This is a genomic window from Burkholderia sp. Ax-1724, assembly GCF_011752995.1.
Taxonomy (GTDB): domain Bacteria; phylum Pseudomonadota; class Gammaproteobacteria; order Burkholderiales; family Burkholderiaceae; genus Paraburkholderia.
In genome coordinates this window covers 203414-226000 of sequence record NZ_VWWL01000003.1, presented here as the reverse complement: position 1 = coordinate 226000, position 22587 = coordinate 203414, and the positions used below count along the sequence as shown (strand labels likewise).

Sequence of the window (22587 nt, the reverse complement as noted above, 5' to 3'; positions counted from 1 at the left end):
CCGACACGCGCAGAAACCGCCGCACCGCAAGCGGGTTAACACCCGAGCTTGCGCGACACGCGCGGCGTCGCGCTTGGCGTTAGACTGGCGGTGCATCATGCTCCAGAACGGTTGCGTGTCCCGCGGCCAGGCTGGCCGGCCGCACCGGTTCGATCCAGCCGGGCAGGGCGCGGGCAGTCGCGCGAAGGCGGGCGCGCAGCGGCACAACAACGAGGTGACAGTATGGGCTTCAGCTTCAAACTCTCCGCCGTTTCCGTTGTCGCTTCTCTCGCCTGCGCGCTCGTACCGGCGGTGCACGCCGCCACGCCGATCACGGTCACGTCCCAGTCCGCGCTCGACGGTCCGATCCGCTACACCGTGCGCGTCACGTCGAAGCAATTCGGCAATTCCCAGGAAACCCGCACGATCCGCTCCGGCGAATCGGACGACTTCACCTGGAAGACCGTGCCGCCGGGCGGTCCCGTGGCCGCGACCGATACGTGCCCGAACTATGCGTCGCTGGCGCTCGACGCGAACGGCGCGATGATCCGTCAGACGCAGATCCGCTTCGCGCCGGTCGTCGCCAAGGACGGCACCGCGAACGTGCAGCTGAGCTTCCAGGCGCAGACGCCGCGCGGTGTCAAGAGCGTGACGAGCGGCGGCAAGACGCTCAAGTGTCCGAACGATGTCCGCATGAGCCAGATCGTGCGTTTCACGATGCCGGTCAACGGCACCACGAAAACGCTGACGCTCAGCGACGGCACCGAAGTGGCGATCAGCGCCAAGCGCTGATCGGCTTCGCGGGTTGGAGCGGGGGCTGACCGTGTGAACCGCAAACGCGGGTCCGCCTCGGCCCGCGCGTGCCGCTTCGTGTACCGCTTGGCCCAACGTCTCGCCTAACGCTTCGCCGCGCGCTCCACGAGCCGCGCCGGCAGAAACTGGTGTTCCGCCGAAAAGAGCCGCCGGTACGTGAGCAGCACCGCGCCCACCGTGCCCAACGCCGACGACGCGGCGATCAGAAACATGATGACGATCTGATACCGCACCGCCTGCAACGGCGACTGGCCGGCCAGCACCTGGCCCGTCATCATGCCGGGCAGGCTCACGACGCCGACCACCGCCATCTGGTTCAGGGTCGGCATCATGCCGGCGCGCACCGCCTGGCGCGCGGGCCCCTGAGCCGCTTCCCAGCGCGTCGCGCCGAGCGCGAGCGCCATCTCGACGCGATCGCGCCGCGCGGTCAGCTCCTCGGTCATGCGTTCGATGCCGAGCGAGACGCCGGTCAGCGTATTGCCGAGGATCATGCCGAGAATCGGAATCGCGTATTGCGGCTCGTACCACGGGTGAATGCGGATCACGACGAAGAGCCCCACGGCCGCGACGAGCCACGAACTGACCCAGATCGACAGCACGCTGTCCGCGCGTTGCCCGGCATAGGTGCGGCTGCCGCGCTGCGCGCCGGCAAAGCCGGCGATCAGCGTCATCACGACCATGAGCGGCAGCACGACGTACCAGCGGTCGTACTGGAACACCCAGCCGAGCACGTAGCCGATCGCGAGCAGTTGCACCACGGTCCGCACCGCGGCCCACGCGAGCTTGCGTTCGAGATCGAGCTTCAGCGCCACCGACACCGCGCCGTTCACGACGATCAGCAGCGCCGCGATCGCGACGTCCCACAAACCGAGATTCTGCAGGCTCATCGAGGCGACTCCTCGGGCGAGGTGGCTTCTTCGAGCACGCCGGCGCGCATCGTCAGATGCCGGCCGCTCATGCGCGCGGCCTGCGCGAGATCGTGCGAGACCCACACCGACGCGTGACGTCCCGGTGCGGCCTCGAACCAGGCTTCCACGAGCGCTTCGATCGCGAGCGACGACGCGGGATCGAGCGCAGCGGTCGGCTCGTCGAGCAGCAGTACTTCGGGCACGAGTTGCAGCACGCGGATCAGCGCGGCGATCTGCGCTTCGCCGCCCGACAGCTCGCTCGCGGGCTTGCCGAGAAAGTCGCTGCTGCGGCCGGCCTGTTCGGCGAGCAGGCTGGCGCGTTCGCGATCGAAGCGCACGTCGCGATAGACGCCGAGCTCGAACGGATAGCGCAGATTGTCCTCGACGCTGCCGTCGACGAGCGCGGGCCGCTGGCGGATATACGCGACGTTGCGCCGGTAGCGCGGAAGCGCGGCGCGCCCGAGCGGCGCGCCATGCCACAGGATGCGTCCGGCATCGAGCGGATCGAGCAGCGCGAGCGCGCGCAGGAACACGCTCTTGCCCGAGCCGGACGGCCCGGTGATCGCGACGCGCTCGCCGGCGCGCAGCGCGAAGGTGGTCGGCTGCAACAGCGTCTGCGCGCGCTGCGCATCGCGCCGCGCGATGCCGTCGGCGAGAACGAGGGGAACGTCGGTCATGGTTGGATCGGGGTGGGGAGCGTGAGGCACGATGCGTTATTCGATGTGTGCTTGAAGTGTGCGTGGTGCGTTGTGGCTGGCGCGAGCGGCAATCTGCAGAGCAATCTGTCGCCGAACCGTGCGCCATGATAAAACGGCAAGGTCGAACGCAAACGCAAACACAAGCGAAAACGCAGGCACGAGAACGAACACAAGTGCCGGCTCAGACGCATGCGCCGCGATAGACAAGGCGACAGACAGGGCGACTCATCGCTCACGTCCGGGCACGCTATCTGCTGTCCGGTGTACAACATAGAACAACACGCGGAGCCTCTCAATGGCAGTGTCGAGCAGCATCGGACGACGGATCGGAAAAATCATCGCATGGCTGCTGGCGGCGCTCGTCATCCTGATTGCCGCACTCGTCATCTTCATTCTGAGCTTCGACTGGAATCGCGCCCGGCCCTACATCAACGACAAGGTGACGCAGGCGATCGGCCGGCCGTTCGCGATCAACGGCGATCTGAAGGTGGGCTGGCAGAAGCCGGCCGGCGAAACGGGCTGGCGCGGCTGGGTGCCCTGGCCGCGCTTCTCGGCGGCCAACATCACGCTCGGCAATCCCGACTGGGCCAAACAGCCGCAATTCGCGACGCTCGACGAGATCGACTTCGAGGTCGAGGTGCTGCCGCTGCTCGCGCACGACATCGTGATCCCGGCGATCAATCTCGTGAATCCGTCCGTCGATCTCGAACGCATGCTCGACGGGCGCAACAACTGGACCTTCAAGCTGCCGTCCTCGAGCGGGCCGTCCGAATGGACGCTCGATCTGCACGACATCGCGTTCGCGAAGGGCAATATCGCGCTGTCCGATCAGCAGATGAAGGTCGAGTTGCGGATGGCCGTCGACACGCTCGGTCAGCCGATTCCGCTCGGCGAGGCCTTGAAGCAGCAGGAAGCGGCGTCGCGCAGCGCGTCGGCGCAGGCGATCGGCAAGGCCGGCGCGAGCAGGCTCGCTGCGCAGGCCGAGGCGCAGGCGGCGTCGGAAGCGAAGGCGGCGTCCGAGGCGGCGGCTTCGGCGGCTGCGGCGAATGCGTCGGCGGTATCGGGGGCTGACGGGGCAGCGGGCGCGGCGGCCACGTCCGCGACTTCTGGCGCGCCCGCCGCGAGCGGTGCCTTGGCGACCGGGGCGAGCGGTGGCGCGAGTGCGGGTGTCGGTGCAGGTACAAGCACAAGTGCAGGCGCTAGTGTAGCGGCAGCCGAAACAACCTCAGCCGCGAGCGTCCCCGCCACCGCGCCCGCCGCCCCGCGCGCGACGCCGCTCTACGCGATCGCGTGGACCGTCAAAGGCAGCTACAACAAGACGCCGGTATCGGGTAGCGGCAAAGTCGGCGGCGTGCTCGCGCTGCAGGACGCGGACCGGCCGTTTCCGGTGCAGGCCGACGTGAAGGCTGGCGATCTGCACGTCGCGTTCGTCGGCACGATCGGCGATCCCGCGCATCTCGCCGCGCTCGATCTGCGCCTCTGGCTGCAAGGCAACAGCATGGCGCGGCTCTATGCGCTGACCGGCGTGACCTTGCCCGACACGCCGCCGTATGCGACCGAAGGACATCTGATCGGCCACTTCAGGTCGGGCGGCAACGTCTTTACGTACGAGAATTTTACGGGCCGGGTGGGCGGCAGCGATCTGAACGGCTCGCTGACCTATACGGCGCGCGAACCGCGTCCGCTGCTGCAGGGCGAACTCGTCTCGCATCTGTTGCAGTTCGCCGATCTCGCGCCCGTGATCGGCGCCGATTCGAATGCGAGCAAGGCGAAGCGCGGCGACGCCACCGCGCAGCCGGGCGGCCGCGTGTTGCCGGTCGAGGAATTCCGCACCGACCGCTGGAAGGCCATCGACGCCGACGTCAAGTTCACGGGCCGGCGCATCGTCAAGAGTTCGAAGCTGCCGATCACGGACCTCTACACGCACGTCGTGCTGAGCAACGGCGTGCTGTCGCTCGAACCGCTGAAGTTCGGCGTCGCGGGCGGCTCGCTCGCCTCGGACATTCATCTGGACGGCAGCGCGACGCCGCTGAAGGGCCGCTTCTCGACCTCGGCGCGGCATCTGAAGCTCAAGCAATTGTTCCCGGACTTCAAGACGATGCAGAACGCGCTCGGCGAGGTCAACGGCGATGCCTCGCTGTCCGCGACCGGCAACTCGCCGGCGGCGCTCGCAGCGACCTCGAACGGCGAGGTGAAGGCGCTCGTCACCGACGGCACCGTGAGCCGTCTCTTGATGGAAGCGGCGGGGCTCAATGTCGCGAATGTCGTCTATGAAAAGCTGTTCGGCAATCGCGACGTGAAGATCAACTGCGCGGCCGCCGATTTCGTCGCGACCAATGGCGTGCTCGAACCGCGCGTGTTCGCGCTCGATACCGACGACGCGGTCATCAACATCGACGGTCACGTGAGCTTGCGCGACGAGACGCTGGACCTCGGCGTGCATCCGCATACGAAGGGTTTCCGGGTCTTTTCGCTGCGCTCGCCGCTGTACGTGAAGGGCACCTTCAAGGACCCGCACGTGGGTGTGGACGCGGCCGCGCTCGCGTTGCGCGGCGGCGCGGCGATCGGCCTCGGGCTCATCAACCCGTTTGCGGCGCTGATTCCGCTGCTCGCGCCGAGCAACAACAAGCCGTTGCCGTGCGGCGAACTGCTCGCGCAGGTCAGGCAGCGGCCGACCGCGCCGCCGCCGGGCGTCCGCCAGCAGCCGAAGGCGCCGCTTTCGCTCGATGGCGCGCCGGCCGGCAAGTCCCCGGGCGGTGCGGCGGCGCCGGCCGCACCGCGCTCGCAGCGGGGCGCGGATCGCAAGCCCGTGACCGCCGCCGAATACAAGGGCAGCTGATAGCGTCGCTGCTATGCAGTTGGCCCGCGCACGGGTGGAGATGGAGCGTGGGCGGTGGGCGTGGTGTCGTGTTTCCGTGGCCGATCAGCGTGCCGTCCGCGCGCGATCATGTCGACGATGCGATGAGCGAACAAGGGGCGCACGGCTATCGGATGGCACCGTCACGGTTTCGGCCGGAGGCTGCGGCGCAGGACACAGAGCACAGCGAAAGAGAAAAACAAGGCCGCGGTGTTCGACACGGCGGCCTTGCTCGAAAAAGAACGATAAGAGAAACGGCAACGCGGGAAAACCCCAGCACGCGACAGTCGGCCGCGTCACACCCGCAGCCCGTCAGCAGCCCTGATCTTCAGCCAGCCTGAAGTGTTGGCTGACGTGTCGCGCTAAAGACGCTACCCGAGCACGCTACCTGAGCGAACGCGGCGTGGCGTCTCCCGCCGCATCGAGGCGCCGCACGCCGCGCCGGGTGCCGGCCCGCGTCGCGCCGAATTCGGTCAGGATCTTGCTGCGCGCGCGGCTGGCAAACACGAGGAAGCCGAAGCCATCCGCCTCGTACCAGTAGCCGCCGTTCTCGAGCCCGTCGAGCGGCTGTTCCAGTGCGTTGGTGATCGATTCGATGCAGCGCCGCCGCAATTCGGCCGGCGCGGGATAGGGCGGCTGCGCGCCGCGTACGCTGCACAGAAGCACGTCGAGCCCGGGCAGCACATGCGCATAGAGAACCGGCTCGTCTTGCGAGCGGGCACGCGCAATCTTGGTGTCGAGCTGACCGAACGGCTTGAAATGCCGTAGGACCGCGAGGAACGACTCGTCGCCGTCCACCTTCGCGCGCCTACGCTTTTTCGGGAAGGACATAAAAATTCGCCTGAAAAAGAATTGCAAGAAACGCTGCGTCCTCATGCGACCACTCCCGGCTTTCGCGCGCCGCACGTCGATCTTTTATAGCATACGAGAAGGCCGGATTCACGATGATTCGACTGCCTGCGTCGCCTCACCGTTTCCCGCACGAATCATGCCGAATCGCCTTGCTGCGCGCTTTCGCTTCCCAGCACATGTTCTCTCCATCATAGACTCACGAGGCGCCGAAAAAACATCCCGTGCCAATAAAAAAGTCATTTTTGTGTGCGAGAGCGCTTCTTGACGCTACGTTGAAATATCTCGAATTCACGTCGATAATGGCCCGTCTGGTCGCGCTGCGCCAGCATCGCGGGCGCGACGGGCGCGCGCGAGCCGCCACGGTTTAAACGGCCGTCTGAACGCGCTTGCGGGAACATGAAACTATTCACCAAGGGTCTGCTGCTGATTGCGGTGCCGAGCGTGGTCGAACTCGCGCTGCTCGGCATCGTCTTCGATACGCAGGAGCAGACCGCGCAGGCCGCGCAATGGGTCGATAACAGCAAGCAGATTCTTTACCAGTCGTCGGCCATCGTCGATCCGCTGCTGCGCCAGGCGGCGCGCGTGCGCACGGCCATGGTGACCGGCGACGCTTCGTTGATCGACCGCCGCGCGGTGTGGGTCGACCTCAGCGACCGGCTCGCGAAGCTCGACACGCTGGTCGCCGACACGCCGCAGCAGGCCGAGCGCGTGCATAACATGCGGCGCGCGATCGACGCCTACCGCGAGCAGAGCGTCGCGATCTCGCAGGCGCTGCACGAGCGCCGCAGTCTGAGCCCCTACCTCGCGCTCGAAAGCGGCCCATTGCCGCAGCAGGTCGCCGGGTTTCGCGACGAGCTGGCCGCGTTCGGCGCCGAGGCGTCGCGGCTCGACGTCGAGCGCTCGATCGCGCTCGCGCAGCGGCGCGAGAGCCAGCAATACGCGCTGATCGCCGCCGTGTTCGGCTCGATGCTGATCTGGGCGGCCACCGCGATCGTGTTCGCGCGCAGCATCGGCCGGCGTCTCGAAGTGCTGACCGATAATGCCGAGCGTCTCGGCAGTGGGCGGCCGCTCGCGGCGCCGCTCTCGGGCAGCGACGAAATCGCCGCGCTCGACGTCGTGCTGCATCAGACCGAGGCGCGTCTGCGCGAGGCCGAGGCCGAGCAGGCTGCGCTGAAGGCGCAACTCGAAGCGCGCGCGCACGAACTGGCGGCGGTCAATGACGAGTTGCGCCAGGAAACGCAAGACAACGAAATGTTCATCTACAGCGTGTCGCACGATCTGCGCTCGCCGCTCGTGAACCTGCAAGGCTTTTCGAAGGAGCTGCACGTCTCGTGCGACGAGCTGGACGGCATCGTCGCGAGCGCCGGACTGCCGGCGGGCGAAGAGCACCGCATGAAGCACATTCTCGATGGCGACGTGCGCGAGTCGCTGTACTATCTGCGCACCGCGGTGGCGCGCGCGGCGTCGATCATCGACGCGCTGCTGCGCATTTCGCGCGCGGGCCGGCTCGAATACCAGTGGCAGCGCGTGAGCGTCGGGCGTGCGGTGGACCGGGTCGTCGAGGCGCTGCAGGGGACGATCAGTCAGCGCGAGGCGGTCGTCACGGTGCGCGATCTGCCGCCCGCGTGGGGCGATCCGGCGGCGGTCGAGCAGATCTTCGGCAATCTCATCGGCAATGCGCTGAATTTTCTGGACCCGGCGCGGCGCGGGCGCATCGAGATCGGCGCGCTCGAACTCGAACCCGTCGACGCCAGCGAGCCGCGCGCGGTGCGCATGCGCACGTATTACGTCCGCGATAACGGGCTCGGCATTCCGGCCGCGTATCTGTCGAAGGTGTTTCGCGCGTTCCAGCGTCTGCATGGCGACGTGGCGAGCGGCGAGGGCATCGGCCTCGCGGTGGTGCGGCGCACGGTCGAGCGGCATGGCGGGAGCGTATGGGTCGAGTCGGCCGAAGGCGCGGGCTCGACGTTTTTCGTGGTGCTGCCCGAGCAGCCGATACGGCTTTGAGGCAGAACGAACGCAGCACAAATGTTGCACAAACGCAGCACAGAAGCGATGCGAACGTCGGCAGCAGTCAGCCTGACCGGTCGCCGGCACGGTTCAGCAGGGAGAGCATATGAGTCACGCGAGTCACGCGCAAACGGTCAGCATCGTGCTGATCGAAGATGACGACGGCCATGCGACGCTCGTCGAGCGTAATTTGCGTCGCGCCGGCATTTCGAACGGTTTCGTGCGCTTTCGCGACGGCCAGCAGGCACTCGATTATTTTTTCGGCCCGGCATCCGCGGGCGCCCCGCGCGATACCGACGGCAATCCTTTTCCGCCGCACGAAACGCTCGAAAACCTCGTCGTGCTGCTCGATCTGAAAATGCCGCGCGTGGACGGCTTCGAGGTCTTGCGGCGTCTGAAGGAAGCGCCCGAAACCGCTGCGGTGCCGGTGATCGTGCTGACCACGACCGACGATCCGCGCGAAATCGCGCGCTGCTACGAGCTCGGTTGCAACGTCTACATCTGCAAGCCGGTCGAATACGACGTGTTCATCGAAGCGGTACGCCGGCTCGGCTTTTTCCTGCAAGTGGTCAAGCTGCCGCCGGGGCATCGGTTGGCGCCGTCCTGACCCGGCCGCCGGCGCCCACGGTCTATGGGACAAGTCCGTGGACAGGCCGCATGAAGCTGACCGAAAGCCATTCGTGACAAGATAAGCACCGAACCTAGCCAGAGAAGACCTGCATGACCGACGAAGTATCCACGCCGCATGCCGCCTATGTGCTCGTCGTCGACGACGACGAAGGTATCCTGCGGCTCGCGCGCAAGTCGCTCGAACGCGCCGGCTGCCGGGTGGCCATCTGCGCCGGCATCGAGGCCGCGCGCGACCGGCTCGCGAACGGTGCCCCCGATCTGCTGGTGCTCGACTATCAGCTGAGCGGGCCGGAGACCGGGCTCGATTTCTTCCGCCGCCTGCGCGCGGAAGGCGTGCGCATTCCGGCGATCCTCGTGACCGGCTTCACCGACGAATCGCGCGTGATCGAAGCGCTGCGCGCCGGGGTGTCCGACGTGGTGCCGAAGTCCGGCGACTATCTCGACTATCTGCCCGAGGCCGTCGAGCGCGTGCTGTCGCAGGTGCGGCTGCAACGCGCCTCGGACGAAGCGTGGCTGTTGCGCGATCGCGAGCTGCATTACCGCACGCTGTCCGAGGCGCTGCCGCATCTGGTGCTGACCTGCAACGCGGCCGGCGATTGCGATTTCCTCTCGAAGCAGTGGTACGACTACACGGGCATGGCCGAGCCCTGTCCCGCTCACGGTCTCGCATGGCTCGACGCGGTGCATCCCGACGATCGCGAGGAGATTCGCTGCAGCTGGCTCAAGGCCGTCGCCAGCCAGAGCGGCGACTATCGCCACGAGATGCGGATTCGCCGTCACGATGGCGAGTACCGCTGGTTCGACGTGCGCGTGGTGGCGATGCGCGACGCCGAGCACAACGTCAGCAAATGGTTCGGCAGTTGCACGGACATTCATTCGCAGCGCGAGGCGATCGAGGAGCGCGAGCGGCTGCTCGCGTCGGAGCAGGCCGCGCGCCAGGCCGCCGAGGAAGCGAACCGCGCCAAAGACCGCTTTCTCGCGATGCTGTCGCACGAATTGCGCACGCCGCTCACGCCGGTGCTCGCGGGCGCGAGCGTGCTCGAGATGATCCCCGATCTGCCCGACCAGGCGCGCGGCAGCGTGCGCATGATTCGCCGCAACGTCGAACTCGAGGCACGGCTCATCGACGATCTGCTCGATCTCACGCGCGTCGCGAACGGCAAGCTGCGGCTGTCGCTCGAAACCGTCGACGTCCACGAAGTGATCGACAGCGTGCTCGAGCTCTTTCGCAGCGAGATTCAGGTCAAGCAGCAGGACGTGCATATCGACAAGCACGCGGCGCATCACTACGTGCTCGCCGATCGCGCGCGTCTGCAACAGATGCTGTGGAACCTGATTCGCAATGCCGCGAAGTTCACGCCGGACGGCGGCCACATCTACGTGCGCACGCGCGACGAGCGCATGCACGTGCAGATCTCGGTCGAGGATACCGGCATCGGCATCGAGCCGGAGCAGATCGGCAAGCTGTTCAATGCGTTCGAGCAGGGCGACCAGAACATGACGCGGCAATTCGGCGGCCTCGGTCTCGGCCTCGCGATCACCAAGGCGCTGACCGACGTGCATGGCGGCAGCGTGATCGCGCAGAGCCCCGGCCCGCACTGCGGCGCGACCTTCACGATCACGCTGCCGACCGCGGCCGCGCCCGCCGCGGCGCGGCCCGTGGTGGTGCCGAGCACCGTGCAGCCGGCGAGTCCGCTGACCGTGCTGCTGATCGAAGATCACGCGGATACCGCCGAGGTGATGGCGCAGCTCATCCACAGCCTCGGCCATGAGGTGACGGTGGTCGGACGCGTCGATGACGCGCTCGCCGCGACGCAATTGCAGCGCTTCGATCTGATCGTCAGCGATGTCGGCTTGCCCGACGGCACCGGCCTCGATTTCGTCAAGGCGTTCCGCGAGCATTCGGATGCGCCGGCCGTGGCGCTGACCGGCTTCGGCACCGACGAGGACGTGCGCCGCTGCCTGAGCGCGGGCTTTACCTCGCATCTGACCAAGCCTGTCAATTTCGGCCAGCTCGAAACGATGATCGACAGCGCGGCGCAGTTGAAGGCGCGCAAGGACGGCTGAGGGGTCCGTGCTTTGATCTGACGTAACGTTTAACGTTTCGGCATGCGCTGGCGTACGCGTGGCGCGACGGCTGGTGCATACCGGCTGCTTCGTGCAGAAAAAATCGGGAAAAACACAAAGGCCTGTTGCGACGGCAATCGCAACAGGCCTTTGTGTTTGTATTGCTTCGACTCCGGCTTTCAGTCTTTAAACCGCGAACCGGAGTTTCACTGCCTCTTCAATGCTGTTGATTCTTCAGCGAATCGCGAATCTCGCGCAGCAGCAGCACGTCTTCGGGCGTCGCCGGCGGTTCTTCCGGTGCGGCTTCGGCCGGCTTGCGCAGATTGTTGATGAACTTGACCATCAGGAAAATGATGAACGCGAGGATGATGAAATTGATCAACACCGTGATGAACGAACCATAGCCGATCACCGCGACGCCGGCCGTTTGCAGGTCCTTGTACGAACCGGGGCTGCCTTTGTAGGTCGCCGGAATATCGCCGAGGCGAATGAACATATTGGAGAAGTCGAGGCCGCCGGTAGCGAGCCCGACGATCGGCATGATCAGGTCTTTGACGACCGAATTAACAATGCTGGAAAAAGCGCCGCCGATAATCACACCGACAGCGAGATCCATCACATTGCCCTTGAGGGCAAATTCTTTAAATTCTTTAACTATGCTCATAGAAGTACCTCCCCAGATATGAATAGCCGAATAATACCAATCTGAGGCGGATAGGCTAGTGTTTTAGCCGCAATACGAGCAACGCTTTCAGATGGCACGCGCTAGTGCGGAAACTGTGACGCGCTATGACGCGCGCGTTCGAGATGCGCGGCAAAACTGACCGGGTCCGTGTTGGTGCCGCACAGCAGGACGCCGACGCGCCGGCCATGCAACGGTTCGCGCAATGGTCCGAGCAATGCCGCCGTGGCGGCGGCGCAAGCGGGTTCGACGGCGAGCTTCAGTTGCTGGAAGAGAACCAGCATCGCCGCGCGCAATTGATCGTCGGAAACGGTGACGAGCCGATCGATATGACGGCGGCAGAGTTCATAGCTGAATTGCTCGGTATGCGGCGACATCAATGAGTCGGCAATGCTGTGCATATGGCCCATTCTGACCGTATGGTTGGCGGCAAAGCTCTTGCTCATCACGTCCGCGCCTTCGGGTTCGACGCCGTACACGTGGATGTTCGGGTTCGCGAGCCGCAGCGCCGTGGCGACACCGGCGGCGAGCCCGCCGCCGCCGACCGGCACGATTGCCGCTTCGAGGTCGGGCGTTTGCGTCGCCCATTCGTAGCCGAGCGTGGCCGAACCGAGCACCGTGCGATAGCCGTTGAACGGATGCACGAAATAGCGGCCTTCCTCGGCTTCGATGCGGCGCACCAGTTCGAATGCCTCGGCGAGATCTTCCGCATAGACGATGTCGGCGCCGTACTCGCGGCATAGCGCGACGCGCGCCGAATTCGCCGCGCTGAACAGCACGACCTTCGCGCCGATGCCAAGACGCATCGCCGCGTACGCCACCGCCACCGCATGATTGCCGCCCGACACGCAGGTCACGCCCGCGCTCTTTTGCGTATCGTCGAGCGCGAGCAGGTTCGTGAATGCGCCACGCGCCTTGAAGCTGCCGCCCGCCTGCAGCAGTTCGAACTTGAAATTCACCGGCGTGCCTTGCAGCGATGCAAAATCGAGCCGGTCGAATACTGGCGTGCGCACGACCCACGGCGTCAACGCAAAGTGCTGCGCGGCGATTTCGTCGAGCGTGGGGATCGGTTCGCCGTCGATCGTGTGATCCGTGTGCTGAGGCATGGCGCTTGACATGGCGTGAGCTCCGGCGTCGTCGATATGGCTGAGACCCGTTTCGCGGCGTGCAGTTTCAGTGCGACGGACCTTGCCTCACGACTTTGTGCCGCCCGGCGTTGCCTTGCCGCGCTGTCTTGTGCACCGTTGCTGCGCGCACCGCTACTTCGCGCGTCTCATCGAGCCGCCTCGACCGACATGCTATGAATGAACTTGCCGAGAAAACGCTCGCAGGCCGCGAGCTGTTCGAGTTCGACGAATTCGTTGGCCTTGTGCGCCTGCTGGATGTCGCCGGGGCCGCACACGATGCTCGGAATGCCCGCGTTCGAAAACAGTCCGGCTTCGGTGCCGTAGGCGACCTTGCGCTTGTCCTGATCGGCGGTGAGCGCGCGCACGAGCTGCGTGATCGCGGCCTGTTCAGACGAATCGAGTCCGGGCGCCGCGGCGATCTTCGTGATCTCGATCGCGGCCGACGGATGCTCGCGCAGCATTTTCGGCAGCAGCGTGTCGCGCGCGTAGGTCTCGATGCGCGCGAAAATCTGCTCGGGATCGAGCGTCGGCAGATTGCGGAACTCGAACTGGAACTGGCATTCGGCCGGTACCGTGTTGATCGCGTTGCCGCCCGAGATCGTGCTGGTTTGCGCGGTGCTGAACGGCACGTCGTACAGTTCGTCGAACGGGCCTTGCTCGCGGAACTGGTCGGCCATGTCGCGGATATAGCAGATCAGGCGCGCGGCGTACTCGATCGCGTTCAAGCCCTTGGGCGTCAGCGATGAATGCGCGGCCTGGCCGCGCACGCAGCACTGATACGCGTTGATGCCTTTGTGCGCGATGATCGGGCGCATGCTGGTCGGTTCGCCGACAATGCAGCCGTCCGGCTTCACGCCGCGCTTCATCAGATCGGCGATCAACAGCGGCGCGCCGACGCAGCCGACTTCCTCGTCGAACGACAGCGCGAAGTGAATCGGCTTCGCGAGCTTCGTGCGCTGCATGTCCGGCACGAGTGCGAGCGCCGCGCCGATAAAGCCTTTCATGTCGCAGGTGCCGCGGCCATAGAGCTTGTTGCCGCGAATCTCGGGCTTGAACGGATCGCTGTCCCACTGCTGGCCGTCCACCGGCACCACGTCGGTGTGGCCCGACAGCACCACGCCGCCATTCGTTTCGCCATCGTGCGCGGGAATCGTCGCGAACAGATTGGCCCACTTGCCGCCCTTGCCGTGCGTGAGCGTCGCGTCGATGCCGGCCGTGCGCAATGCGTCGCGCACGGTTTCGATGAGGCCGAGATTCGGGTTGCGGCTCACGGTGTCCATCGAGACGAGGCGGGTGACCCAGGGGAGGGAAATCGGCGAAGCGGGAGCAGAAGACGTGGAGGATTGCGCTGCTTCAGCGGCATGAGACATGACTGGACTCCGGCATTTTAGTCTGTCGATCATATCCCAAACGAAAGCGGGCAAGCGCATTCGTCAGCTGAAGCGGCATTGGCGCAGCGCAGCATCGACAGACAGAAAACGGGGGGACGTCCCCCGTTTTCTGCATCGTCCGTACGTGGCGTACGTAATGCGGCGTGCGTGAGCGATATGCTTCGTTGCACGATCCGCCTCTCATGCGCGACTCGACTCAACTCAACTTGACGCATCGGCCATGTGCGCACCATGCCTGCGCACACCCCGGCGCCTCAACGCGCAGCCGTGGCGGCTGCCGTATCGCGGCTCGGCGAACCGAGCGCGCGCAAGGTCTCCTTGACGGTCGCGACGCGCACTGCGAGATCGGGGCTGCGCGTTTCGATGCGCAGCTTGTCCTGACCCGCGAGCTTGATGTGCTTGTGCTTCTGCACCATCTCGATGATCCGCATCGCGTCGACGGGCGGATTGGGGATGAACTGCAGCCCGATCACCGCTTCGCCCGCATCGATCTTCGAAATGCCGAGCGGCTTCGCGGCGAGCCGCAGACGGTGCGTTTCCACGAGCGCATGTGCCGGCGGCGGCAACTTGCCGAAACGGTCGATCAATTCTTCCTGGATGCCGTCGATCGAATCGTTGTGTTCGCAGTTCGCGAGCCGCTTGTAGAGCGACAGACGCTCCTGCACGTCGCCGCAATAGTCCGACGGCAGGATTGCCGGCGTGTGCAGGTTGATCTCGGTGGTCGCGGCAAGCGGCGCGGTGAGGTCAGGCTCCTTGCCGTTCTTGAGCGCCTTGACCGCGTCGTTGAGCATATCGGTATACAACTGGAAGCCGATCTCGTGAATCTCGCCCGATTGCTTGTCGCCGAGCACTTCGCCCGTGCCGCGAATTTCGAGGTCGTGCATCGCGAGATAGAAACCCGAGCCGAGTTCTTCCATCTGCTGGATCGCTTCGAGGCGGCGCTGTGCCTGCTTGGTGAGCCCCTGCGGATCGTGCACGAGCAGATACGAATACGCCTGGTGATGCGAGCGCCCGACGCGGCCGCGCAACTGGTGCAATTGCGCGAGCCCGAACTTGTCGGCGCGATGGATCAGGATCGTGTTCGCGCTCGGCACGTCGATGCCGGTTTCGATGATCGTCGTGCACAGCAGCACGTTCGCGCGCTGCGCGACGAAATCGCGCATCACGCGTTCGAGTTCACGCTCGTGCATCTGGCCGTGCGCGACCGCGATGCGCGCTTCGGGCACGAGCGCTTCGAGCATCTGTCGGCGATTCTCGATCGTCTCGACCTCGTTGTGCAGGAAGTACACCTGGCCGCCGCGCTTCAGTTCGCGCAGCATCGCCTCGCGAATCACGCTGTCTTCCTCGCGGCGCACGAAGGTCTTGATCGCGAGGCGCTTTTGCGGCGCGGTCGCGATGACCGAGAAATCGCGCAGGCCTTCGAGCGCCATGCCGAGTGTGCGCGGGATCGGCGTCGCGGTCAGCGTCAGCACGTCGACCTCGGCGCGCAGCGCCTTCAGCGCTTCCTTCTGGCGCACGCCGAAGCGATGCTCCTCGTCGATGATGACGAGCCCGAGCCGCTTGAACTGCACGTCCGACGAGAGCAGCTTGTGCGTGCCGATCACGATGTCGACCGAGCCTTCGTTGATCTGCTGGATCGCCGCGTTGACTTCCTTGGCCGACTTGAAGCGCGACAGTTCGGCGATGCGCACGGGCCAGTCGGAGAAGCGGTCGCTGAAAGTTTGCGTGTGCTGCTCGGCGAGCAGCGTGGTGGGCGAGAGCAGCGCGACCTGCTTGCCGCCCATCACCGCGATAAAGGCCGCGCGCAAGGCGACCTCGGTCTTGCCGAAGCCGACGTCGCCGCACACGAGCCGGTCCATCGGCTTGCCGCTCGTCATGTCGCCGATCACGGCCGCGATCGCGGCGGCCTGGTCCGGCGTTTCCTCGAAGCCGAAGCTCTCGGCGAACTTCACGTAGTCTTTCGGTTCGAGCCCGAATGCGTGGCCCGAGCGGGCGGCGCGGCGCGCGTAGAGATTGAGCAGTTCGGCCGCGGTGTCGCGAATCTGCTGCGCGGCCTTGCGCTTGGCCTTTTCCCACTGGCCGGAGCCGAGCGAGTGCAGCGGCGCGCTTTCGGGATCGGCGCCGCTGTAGCGCGAGATCACGTGCAACTGCGCGACCGGCACGTAGAGCTTGCTGTCGCCCGCGTATTCGAGGTGCAGGAACTCGGTTTCGCCTTCGCCGAGGTCCATCGTCACGAGCCCCATATAGCGGCCGATGCCGTGCTGCGAATGCACGACCGGATCGCCGACCTTCAGCTCGGACAGGTCGCGCACCATCGAATCGACGTTGCTCGCCTGTTCCTGGCGGCGGCGTCCCGCGCGGCGCGCGAGCGGCCCGTACAGCTCGGTTTCGGTGATGATCGCGAGGCCGTCGCACGGCAGCGCGAAGCCGTTCGCGAGCGGCGCGACGCCGAGCGAGAAGTGTGCGTCGCCGGTGAGCCAGTCCTGGAAGCTGTCGGCCGAGGCGGGCTTCAGATGATTGTCGGCGAGCAGTTGCAGCAGCGTTTCGCGGCGGCCCGCCGATTCGGCGGCGAACAGCACGCGGTTCGGCGTCGTGCCCAGATACGCGCGCAAGGCCGCGACGGGGTCGTCGGCGTGGCGGTCGATCGCGAGGTTCGGCAGCGCGACCGACCAGGCGCCGCCGCCGTTGATGGGCAGCACGAGCCGCCCGAACGGCTTGGCGAGCGTGAAGAAATCCTCGTCCGACAGAAACAGCTTCTGCGGTTCGAGAATCGGCCGGTCACGATCGTGCGCGAGGAAATTGAAGCGCTGCTTCGTGTCGTTGGTGAAGCGCCGGATCGCCGCGTCGAGATCGCCGATGAACGCAAGCTGCGAGCCGTCGGGCAGATAGTGGAAGAGCGTGGCCGTGTCGTCGAAAAACAGCGGCAGATAGTATTCGATGCCCGCCGACGGCACGCCGTTGCCGATGTCCTTATAGATCGACGCGCGGCTCGGATCGCCCTCGAAGGTCTCGCGCCAGCGGCTGCGGAATGCGGTGCGCGCGGCTTCGTCGAACGGGAATTCGCGGCCCGGCAGCAGGCGCACGTCCTTGACCGGATAGAGGCTGCGCTGCGTGTCGGGATCGAACGCGCGGATCGAGTCGACCTGGTCGTCGAACAGATCGATCCGGTACGGCAGCGGCGAGCCCATCGGGAACAGATCGAGCAGCGAGCCGCGCACGCAGTATTCGCCGGGCCGCACGACCTGGCTCACGTGCTCGTAGCCGGCGAGCGTCAGTTGCGCCTTCAGCTTCGCCTCGTCGAGGCGTTCGCCTTGCGAGAACGAGAACGTGTAGGCCGCGAGGAACGAGGCGGGCGGCATGCGGTACAGGGCGGTCGTGGCCGGCACGAGCAGGATGTCGCAGCGGCCCTCGCCGAGATCGTGCAGCGTCGCGAGGCGCTCGGAGACGAGGTCCTGGTGCGGTGAAAACGTATCGTAAGGCAGCGTCTCCCAGTCGGGCAGCAGACGCACGCGCGCTTCAGGTGCGAAGAAGCCTATTTCCTGCGAGAGCCGCTGCGCATCGACCGCGCTTTCGCAGACGACGGCCAGCAGCGGCATCTTCTCGCGATAGGCGAGATGGTAGCGGGCGATCAGCAGCGCGTCGGACGAGCCGCGCGTGCCGTCGAAGGCGAAACGCTGGCCGGCCTTGACGAGCGCGACGGGCGGGGAGGACTGCGAGGATGCGGCGATGTCTGACATAAAGAAGAGAAAAAGCGGCTCGGTCTCACACGAACGGCCAAGTTTACGCGTGTCGGAGCATGGATGGCGAAGGACCTATTATAAAATCCGTCCTTTACTTTGACTTCGCGGCATCCGCACTCGTGACTTCCCGTCTCTTCGCCCTGATTCCGTGCGCAGGCACCGGCAGCCGTTCCGGCGCCGCGATGCCGAAACAATATCGCACTGTCGCCGGTCGCGACATGCTCCATTACTCGCTCGCCGCGTTCGATGCGTGCAGCGAATTCACCCAGACCCTCGTCGTGATCGCGCCCGACGACCAGCATTTCGACGCGCGCCGCTTCGGCGGCCTGCGCTTCGCGGTGCGCCGCGCGGGCGGTGCGTCGCGCCAGGCGTCGGTGCTCAACGGCCTCCATGCGCTCGCCGAATTCGGCGCCCACGACGACGACTGGGTGCTCGTGCATGACGCCGCGCGTCCCGGCATCACGCCCGCGCTGATCCGCACGCTGATCGGCTCGCTCAAGGACGACGCGGTCGGCGGCATCATGGCGCTGCCGGTCGCCGATACGCTGAAGCGCATCGACGGCGCGTCCCACGATGGCCGCATCGCCCGCACCGAAGCGCGCGACGGGCTGTGGCAGGCGCAGACGCCGCAGATGTTCCGCATCGGCATGCTGCGCGAGGCGATCCTGCGCGCCCAGGCCGAGGGCCACGATCTGACCGACGAGGCCAGCGCGATCGAATGGTCGGGCCATGCGCCGAAGCTCGTGCAAGGCAGCCTGCGCAATTTCAAGGTGACGTATCCCGAGGATTTCGAGCTGGCCGAGGCGATTCTGAGCCGCGGCGCGGCGTCGTGAGATTGCTCGTCGGCGTTGGATCGGTGCCGGGTCGGCGGTTCGCCGGCCGGCATCGACGACGATTCAAAAAAGCTTTAAAGCTTCAGTACTTGAGGATGTGACGCAAATGGATTTCAGGATTGGGCAGGGCTATGACGTGCATGCGCTGGTGCCGGGGCGCGCGTTGATTATCGGTGGCGTGACGATTCCGTACGAGCGCGGGCTGCTCGGCCACTCGGATGCGGACGTGCTGCTGCATGCGATCACCGACGCGCTGTTCGGCGCGGCCGCGCTCGGCGATATCGGCCGCCATTTCTCCGACACCGACGCGCAGTTCGCCGGCGCGGACAGCCGCGTGCTGCTGCGCGAATGCGTGGCGCGCGTGAGGGCGGCGGGCTTTTCGATCGGCAACGTCGACAGCAGCGTGATCGCCCAGGCGCCGAAGCTTGCGCCGCATATCGACGGCATGCGCGCGAATATCGCGGCCGATCTCGGTTTGCCGATCGAGCTCGTCAACGTCAAGGCGAAGACGAACGAGAAGCTCGGCTACCTCGGCAGGGGCGAGGGGATCGAAGCGCAGGCCGCGGTGCTGCTGGTCAGGAAGTGAGCGGGTCTGCCGGCAGCGGCATCGCGCGCTGCCGGGAAATACAGCACGAGCGACAACACGAGCGCGCGTGCCTGTCATCAGGCGCAACTCGCCCGAGATTTTTCCCCGCCAGGGGAATGGATAAAGAGGCCCACCGTTATTGCAGACCGGTGGGCTTTTGTCATGTCATGTCATGTCGTGTCGTGTCATGTCGTGTCATGTCGTGTCGTGTCGTGCGGCCGGCGGCAGCACTTACAGCGTTGCGCCGCCGATCGTCCGGTTGCTCGGACACAATTCGTCCGTGAGCAAGCCGTCGAGAATCCGCAGCACTTCCATGGGGCTACGGCCGACGTTCAGATTATTGACCGACACATGCTGGATCGTGTTGTCCGGATCGACGATGAAGGTTGCGCGCAGCGCGACGCCCGCTTCCTGGTCGCGCACGCCGAGCTGGTCGATCAGTTCGCCCTTCACGTCGCCGAACGAGTAGTGGTTCAGCCGGTCGAGTTCCTTGTTTTCGCGGCGCCACGCGAGCTTCACGAATTCATTGTCGACGCTGCCGCCGAGCAGCACCGCCTCGCGGTCCTCGAATTCCTTCACGAGCTTGCCGAACTCGACGATTTCCGTCGGGCAGACCAGCGAGAAATCCTTCGGATAGAAGTAGATGATTTTCCACTTGCCTGGAAACGACTGCTCGGTGATGTCCTCGAACGCCGAGACGCCGTGTTCCTCGTGATGATTGAAGCCCGGCTTGGCGGCAGTGACCGTGAACGCTTCGAGTTTATCGCCAACGGTTTTCATGCGGGTGCTCCTTCGGAAGTCGACAACGGCATGCCTGGAAGTTCACGGGCCATCCCGCGCGGCGGGTGCCACCGGGTTCACTCTAGATTTATCGGGCCGTCGCTTCAAGAGCCGGCTGCCGACGAATCGGTACGCGGCGGCGGGCGTCGAGCCGCATTGCGCGCGATTCGGGCTTCATGCCGGGGCGGCATGGCGCCGCGCGCGCGTCGGCTCAGGCGCCTTTCGCGAGCGGAAATTCGATCGTGACTTCGAGCCCCGGTCCGGGCGTGCGATTGCGCAGCCGCAAGGCGCCGCGATAGCGCGCGACGAGCCGTTGCACGATCGCCATGCCGAGGCCCGTGCCGTTGGCCTGGGTGCGCGCCGAATTGACGCGATAGAACGGCCGTGTGACGAGCGCGAGCTGGTCTTCGGGGATGCCGGGGCCTTCGTCGACGACCGACAGTTCCACCCGCGAATGCGAGACACGCGTTTCGAGAATCACGTGCGGAATGCCGTCCTCGTCGCTGCTGCCGTATTTGCGCGCATTCTCGAGCAGGTTGCCGACCACGCGCCGCATATCGGTTTCGTCGGCCTCGATCACCGCCGACGGCGCGAGCCGCGTGATGAGCCGCATACTGTCCTCGCTCTGCATGCGCGCGGCGATCTCGCCCGCGATCACGGAGAGATCGACGGGCTCCGGCACGCGCTGCACCGGCCGCGCGTAATCGAGGAAGCGGCCGATGATCATGTCCATCTGCTCGATGTCGTCGACCATCGCGTCCTTCGTGCTCTGATCGGACGGGCTCATTTCGGTTTCGAGGCGCAACCGCGCGAGCGGCGTGCGCAGATCGTGCGAGATGCCCGCGAGCATCAGCGCGCGGTCGGCTTCGAGCTGTTCGAGGTCGCGCACCATCTGGTTGAAGCTGCGATTGGTTTCGGCGGCCACGCCCATGCCGCGCTCCGGCAGCGGCTCGGGCGACTGCCCCGAGCCGACCTTGCGCGCGGCCATCGCGAGACGCGCGAACGGCCGGTTCACGAGACTCGTGATGAACGCCGCGCCGAACAGCGACAGCGCCAGCGCGAACACGCCCCAGCCGGCCCATTGCAGACCCGTGGCATTGTCGAGCTGATCGCGGTCGAGCGCGACCCAGTAGTCGTCGTCGTCGATCTTGAAGCTGATCCATACGCCGTTGATGTCGTTCACGCTTTGCGCGATCACGGTGTCGTCGCCGAGACGGCCGCGAATGTCGTGCTCGATCAGGCGGTTCAGCGATTCGTCGGGCTGGAGCTTGTATTTGTCGGTGGCTTCGCGCGGATACACGCGCACCCCTTCATTGCTCTCCAGATCCTGCAGCAGCGCGCGCCGCAGGTCGGGGTCGGAATAGAGGAGTGCGGTGCGCGTGAGCTTGACGATCGCGACGAGTTGCAAAGCCACGCGCTGCGCGCGCGGCTCGCGCTCGATCACGCGAAAGCTCTGGAACCACGCGGCGAGACTGACTGCGATCAACAGCGCGATCAGCAGAAAAGTCCGCCAGAAAAGGCCGCCGAACGCGAGCGTCAGGAGGCGCCGGTCGATCCGCATGGGCCCTTCTTATGAGAGATCAAGGACAGCAACTATTTTGTGTGAGATCGGAGCGGGTGCTTTGCACTTGCTCCGGTCGAGTGCGGCGGGGCGCATGGGATCAGAGTAGGCGCTGACGCGCCAACTCTGATCGACCGCGACAAAGCGCATGGGACCGGAGTAGGCGCTAAAGCGCCAACTCCGGTCGACACCGCCGTGGGGTGCATGGTCAGGCTGCACCGTCGGGGATGAACACGTAGCCCAGACCCCACACGGTCTGAATGAAGCGCGGGCTGCCCGGATCGGGTTCGATCAGCTTGCGCAAACGCGAGATCTGCACGTCGAGGCTGCGGTCGAAAACTTCGTATTCGCGGCCGCGTGCGAGCTCCATGAGCTTTTCACGCGAAAGCGGTTGACGCGGATGACGCGCGAACACCTTGAGCACCGAAAATTCGCCCGTGGTCAACGGAATTTCCTGGCCGGCCTTCGTGAGCGTGCGCGTCGCGAGATTGAGCGCGAATTCGCCGAACTCGAATACTTCGGTCGTCTCCGAGGGCGCACCCGGCAATTCGGACGGCGACTGGCGACGCAGCACCGCGTGAATGCGCGCGACCAGCTCGCGCGGATTGAACGGCTTGGGCAGATAATCGTCCGCGCCCATTTCAAGGCCGACGATGCGATCGACATCCTCACCCTTGGCCGTCAGCATGATGATCGGCGTGCGGTCGTTGCTGCCGCGCAGACGGCGGCAGATCGACAGGCCGTCCTCGCCGGGCAGCATCAGATCGAGCACCAGCAGATCGAAGCGCTCGCGTACCCACAGCTTGTTCATCGACGGCGCGTTTTCGGCGACGTAGACATTGAAGCCTTGTTCGCCGAGGTAGCGGCGCAGCAGATCGCGCAGGCGTGGATCGTCGTCGACGACGAGGATTTTCGAAGGGTTTTTGGTTTCCATGGTCGGCATCTTAGCGCGATTAGAAAGTGGTGCGCGGTTACACCATTTCTGGGGTTACAGTCAGTTACAAAATTTACCCGCAGTGTGGCACGACGTAAAGTAGGGGCGTTTAGACTTCTTTACTGAAGGCGGCCGTTCG

17 protein-coding genes are annotated in these 22587 nt (G+C 65.5%); 7 read left to right on the top strand and 10 right to left on the bottom strand.

Annotated elements, in window-relative coordinates; all coding sequences use genetic code 11:
* The first annotated feature begins 222 nt into the window (after nucleotides 1-222).
* Nucleotides 223-771 (top strand): DUF6013 family protein, encoded by a 549-nt coding sequence (locus F3J19_RS05035; protein ID WP_167038417.1) that lies wholly within the window; start codon nucleotides 223-225, stop codon nucleotides 769-771.
* Nucleotides 772-875: 104 nt separating this feature from the next.
* Here the strand turns inward: F3J19_RS05035 and fetB are convergent, their stop codons facing one another.
* Both fetB and F3J19_RS05025 read right to left on the bottom strand, forming a co-directional pair.
* The gene (gene fetB, locus F3J19_RS05030) at nucleotides 876-1679 is read right to left on the bottom strand and encodes an iron export ABC transporter permease subunit FetB (protein ID WP_167038415.1); all 804 of its coding nucleotides are present in this window, start codon (nucleotides 1677-1679) and stop codon (nucleotides 876-878) included.
* Entirely contained in the window at nucleotides 1676-2377 is a 702-nt protein-coding gene (locus F3J19_RS05025) for an ATP-binding cassette domain-containing protein (RefSeq protein WP_167038413.1), read from the bottom strand. The genes fetB and F3J19_RS05025 overlap by 4 nt, the downstream gene beginning before the upstream one ends.
* A gap of 316 nt (nucleotides 2378-2693) precedes the next feature.
* Between F3J19_RS05025 and F3J19_RS05020 the strand changes: the two genes are divergently transcribed.
* Nucleotides 2694-5237 carry an AsmA family protein gene (locus tag F3J19_RS05020; RefSeq protein ID WP_167038411.1) on the top strand — a complete coding sequence of 848 codons (2544 nt, stop codon included), beginning with the start codon at nucleotides 2694-2696 and terminating at the stop codon, nucleotides 5235-5237.
* A 402-nt stretch (nucleotides 5238-5639) separates the two neighbouring features.
* Here F3J19_RS05020 and F3J19_RS05015 read toward each other — a convergent pair whose 3' ends face one another.
* Nucleotides 5640-6131 carry a hypothetical protein gene (locus F3J19_RS05015; RefSeq protein ID WP_167038409.1) on the bottom strand — a complete coding sequence of 164 codons (492 nt, stop codon included), beginning with the start codon at nucleotides 6129-6131 and terminating at the stop codon, nucleotides 5640-5642.
* 372 nt (nucleotides 6132-6503) lie between these two features.
* On the opposite strand from F3J19_RS05015, the gene F3J19_RS05010 reads away from it, so the two are divergent.
* The 3 genes from F3J19_RS05010 (at nucleotide 6504) to F3J19_RS05000 (ending at nucleotide 10814) form a co-directional block, all read left to right on the top strand.
* Nucleotides 6504-8114: an ATP-binding protein gene (locus tag F3J19_RS05010; protein WP_167038407.1), complete on the top strand. Its 1611-nt coding sequence runs from the start codon at nucleotides 6504-6506 to the stop codon at nucleotides 8112-8114.
* Between the two features lie 109 nt (nucleotides 8115-8223).
* Nucleotides 8224-8724, top strand: coding sequence for a response regulator (locus tag F3J19_RS05005; RefSeq protein ID WP_167038405.1), 501 nt, complete (start codon nucleotides 8224-8226; stop codon nucleotides 8722-8724).
* A gap of 113 nt (nucleotides 8725-8837) precedes the next feature.
* A complete protein-coding gene (locus F3J19_RS05000) occupies nucleotides 8838-10814 on the top strand; it encodes a response regulator (protein ID WP_167038403.1) in 1977 nt (658 codons plus the stop codon).
* A 217-nt stretch (nucleotides 10815-11031) separates the two neighbouring features.
* On the opposite strand, the gene mscL is transcribed toward F3J19_RS05000, so the two are convergent.
* The 4 genes from mscL to mfd all read right to left on the bottom strand — a co-directional run bounded on the left by mscL (nucleotide 11032) and on the right by mfd (nucleotide 17751).
* Entirely contained in the window at nucleotides 11032-11478 is a 447-nt protein-coding gene (gene mscL / locus F3J19_RS04995; protein ID WP_167038401.1) for a large conductance mechanosensitive channel protein MscL, read from the bottom strand.
* Nucleotides 11479-11579: 101 nt separating this feature from the next.
* The gene (locus tag F3J19_RS04990) at nucleotides 11580-12614 is read right to left on the bottom strand and encodes a threonine/serine dehydratase (RefSeq protein ID WP_167038399.1); all 1035 of its coding nucleotides are present in this window, start codon (nucleotides 12612-12614) and stop codon (nucleotides 11580-11582) included.
* Between the two features lie 155 nt (nucleotides 12615-12769).
* Complete coding sequence (argE, locus tag F3J19_RS04985; protein ID WP_167038397.1) at nucleotides 12770-13993, bottom strand: acetylornithine deacetylase; 1224 nt, start codon at nucleotides 13991-13993, stop codon at nucleotides 12770-12772.
* A 275-nt stretch (nucleotides 13994-14268) separates the two neighbouring features.
* Nucleotides 14269-17751, bottom strand: a complete 3483-nt coding sequence (gene mfd, locus F3J19_RS04980; protein WP_167038395.1) for a transcription-repair coupling factor — start codon at nucleotides 17749-17751, stop codon at nucleotides 14269-14271.
* 122 nt (nucleotides 17752-17873) lie between these two features.
* Here mfd and ispD point away from each other — a divergent pair, with 122 nt between their 5' ends.
* On the top strand, nucleotides 17874-18587 hold the full coding sequence (ispD, locus tag F3J19_RS04975) for a 2-C-methyl-D-erythritol 4-phosphate cytidylyltransferase (RefSeq protein WP_167038393.1): 714 nt from the start codon (nucleotides 17874-17876) through the stop codon (nucleotides 18585-18587).
* 106 nt (nucleotides 18588-18693) lie between these two features.
* Complete coding sequence (gene ispF / locus F3J19_RS04970; protein WP_167038391.1) at nucleotides 18694-19173, top strand: 2-C-methyl-D-erythritol 2,4-cyclodiphosphate synthase; 480 nt, start codon at nucleotides 18694-18696, stop codon at nucleotides 19171-19173.
* Nucleotides 19174-19404: 231 nt separating this feature from the next.
* On the opposite strand, the gene F3J19_RS04965 is transcribed toward ispF, so the two are convergent.
* From F3J19_RS04965 to ompR, 3 genes are all read right to left on the bottom strand, one after another.
* Nucleotides 19405-19953 (bottom strand): peroxiredoxin, encoded by a 549-nt coding sequence (locus F3J19_RS04965; protein ID WP_167038389.1) that lies wholly within the window; start codon nucleotides 19951-19953, stop codon nucleotides 19405-19407.
* Between the two features lie 211 nt (nucleotides 19954-20164).
* Nucleotides 20165-21514, bottom strand: coding sequence for an ATP-binding protein (locus F3J19_RS04960; protein ID WP_167038387.1), 1350 nt, complete (start codon nucleotides 21512-21514; stop codon nucleotides 20165-20167).
* A 208-nt stretch (nucleotides 21515-21722) separates the two neighbouring features.
* Entirely contained in the window at nucleotides 21723-22448 is a 726-nt protein-coding gene (gene ompR, locus F3J19_RS04955; RefSeq protein WP_033379433.1) for a two-component system response regulator OmpR, read from the bottom strand.
* Between the last annotated feature and the right edge of the window lie 139 nt (nucleotides 22449-22587).

Coding starts and splice junctions, on each gene's coding strand:
- F3J19_RS05035 (WP_167038417.1), top strand. CDS start 223: ATGGGCTTCAGCTTCAAACTCTCCGCCGTTTCCGTTGTCGCTTCTCTC.
- fetB (WP_167038415.1), bottom strand. CDS start 1,679: ATGAGCCTGCAGAATCTCGGTTTGTGGGACGTCGCGATCGCGGCGCTG.
- F3J19_RS05025 (WP_167038413.1), bottom strand. CDS start 2,377: ATGACCGACGTTCCCCTCGTTCTCGCCGACGGCATCGCGCGGCGCGAT.
- F3J19_RS05020 (WP_167038411.1), top strand. CDS start 2,694: ATGGCAGTGTCGAGCAGCATCGGACGACGGATCGGAAAAATCATCGCA.
- F3J19_RS05015 (WP_167038409.1), bottom strand. CDS start 6,131: ATGAGGACGCAGCGTTTCTTGCAATTCTTTTTCAGGCGAATTTTTATG.
- F3J19_RS05010 (WP_167038407.1), top strand. CDS start 6,504: ATGAAACTATTCACCAAGGGTCTGCTGCTGATTGCGGTGCCGAGCGTG.
- F3J19_RS05005 (WP_167038405.1), top strand. CDS start 8,224: ATGAGTCACGCGAGTCACGCGCAAACGGTCAGCATCGTGCTGATCGAA.
- F3J19_RS05000 (WP_167038403.1), top strand. CDS start 8,838: ATGACCGACGAAGTATCCACGCCGCATGCCGCCTATGTGCTCGTCGTC.
- mscL (WP_167038401.1), bottom strand. CDS start 11,478: ATGAGCATAGTTAAAGAATTTAAAGAATTTGCCCTCAAGGGCAATGTG.
- F3J19_RS04990 (WP_167038399.1), bottom strand. CDS start 12,614: ATGTCAAGCGCCATGCCTCAGCACACGGATCACACGATCGACGGCGAA.
- argE (WP_167038397.1), bottom strand. CDS start 13,993: ATGTCTCATGCCGCTGAAGCAGCGCAATCCTCCACGTCTTCTGCTCCC.
- mfd (WP_167038395.1), bottom strand. CDS start 17,751: ATGTCAGACATCGCCGCATCCTCGCAGTCCTCCCCGCCCGTCGCGCTC.
- ispF (WP_167038391.1), top strand. CDS start 18,694: ATGGATTTCAGGATTGGGCAGGGCTATGACGTGCATGCGCTGGTGCCG.
- F3J19_RS04965 (WP_167038389.1), bottom strand. CDS start 19,953: ATGAAAACCGTTGGCGATAAACTCGAAGCGTTCACGGTCACTGCCGCC.
- F3J19_RS04960 (WP_167038387.1), bottom strand. CDS start 21,514: ATGCGGATCGACCGGCGCCTCCTGACGCTCGCGTTCGGCGGCCTTTTC.
- ompR (WP_033379433.1), bottom strand. CDS start 22,448: ATGGAAACCAAAAACCCTTCGAAAATCCTCGTCGTCGACGACGATCCA.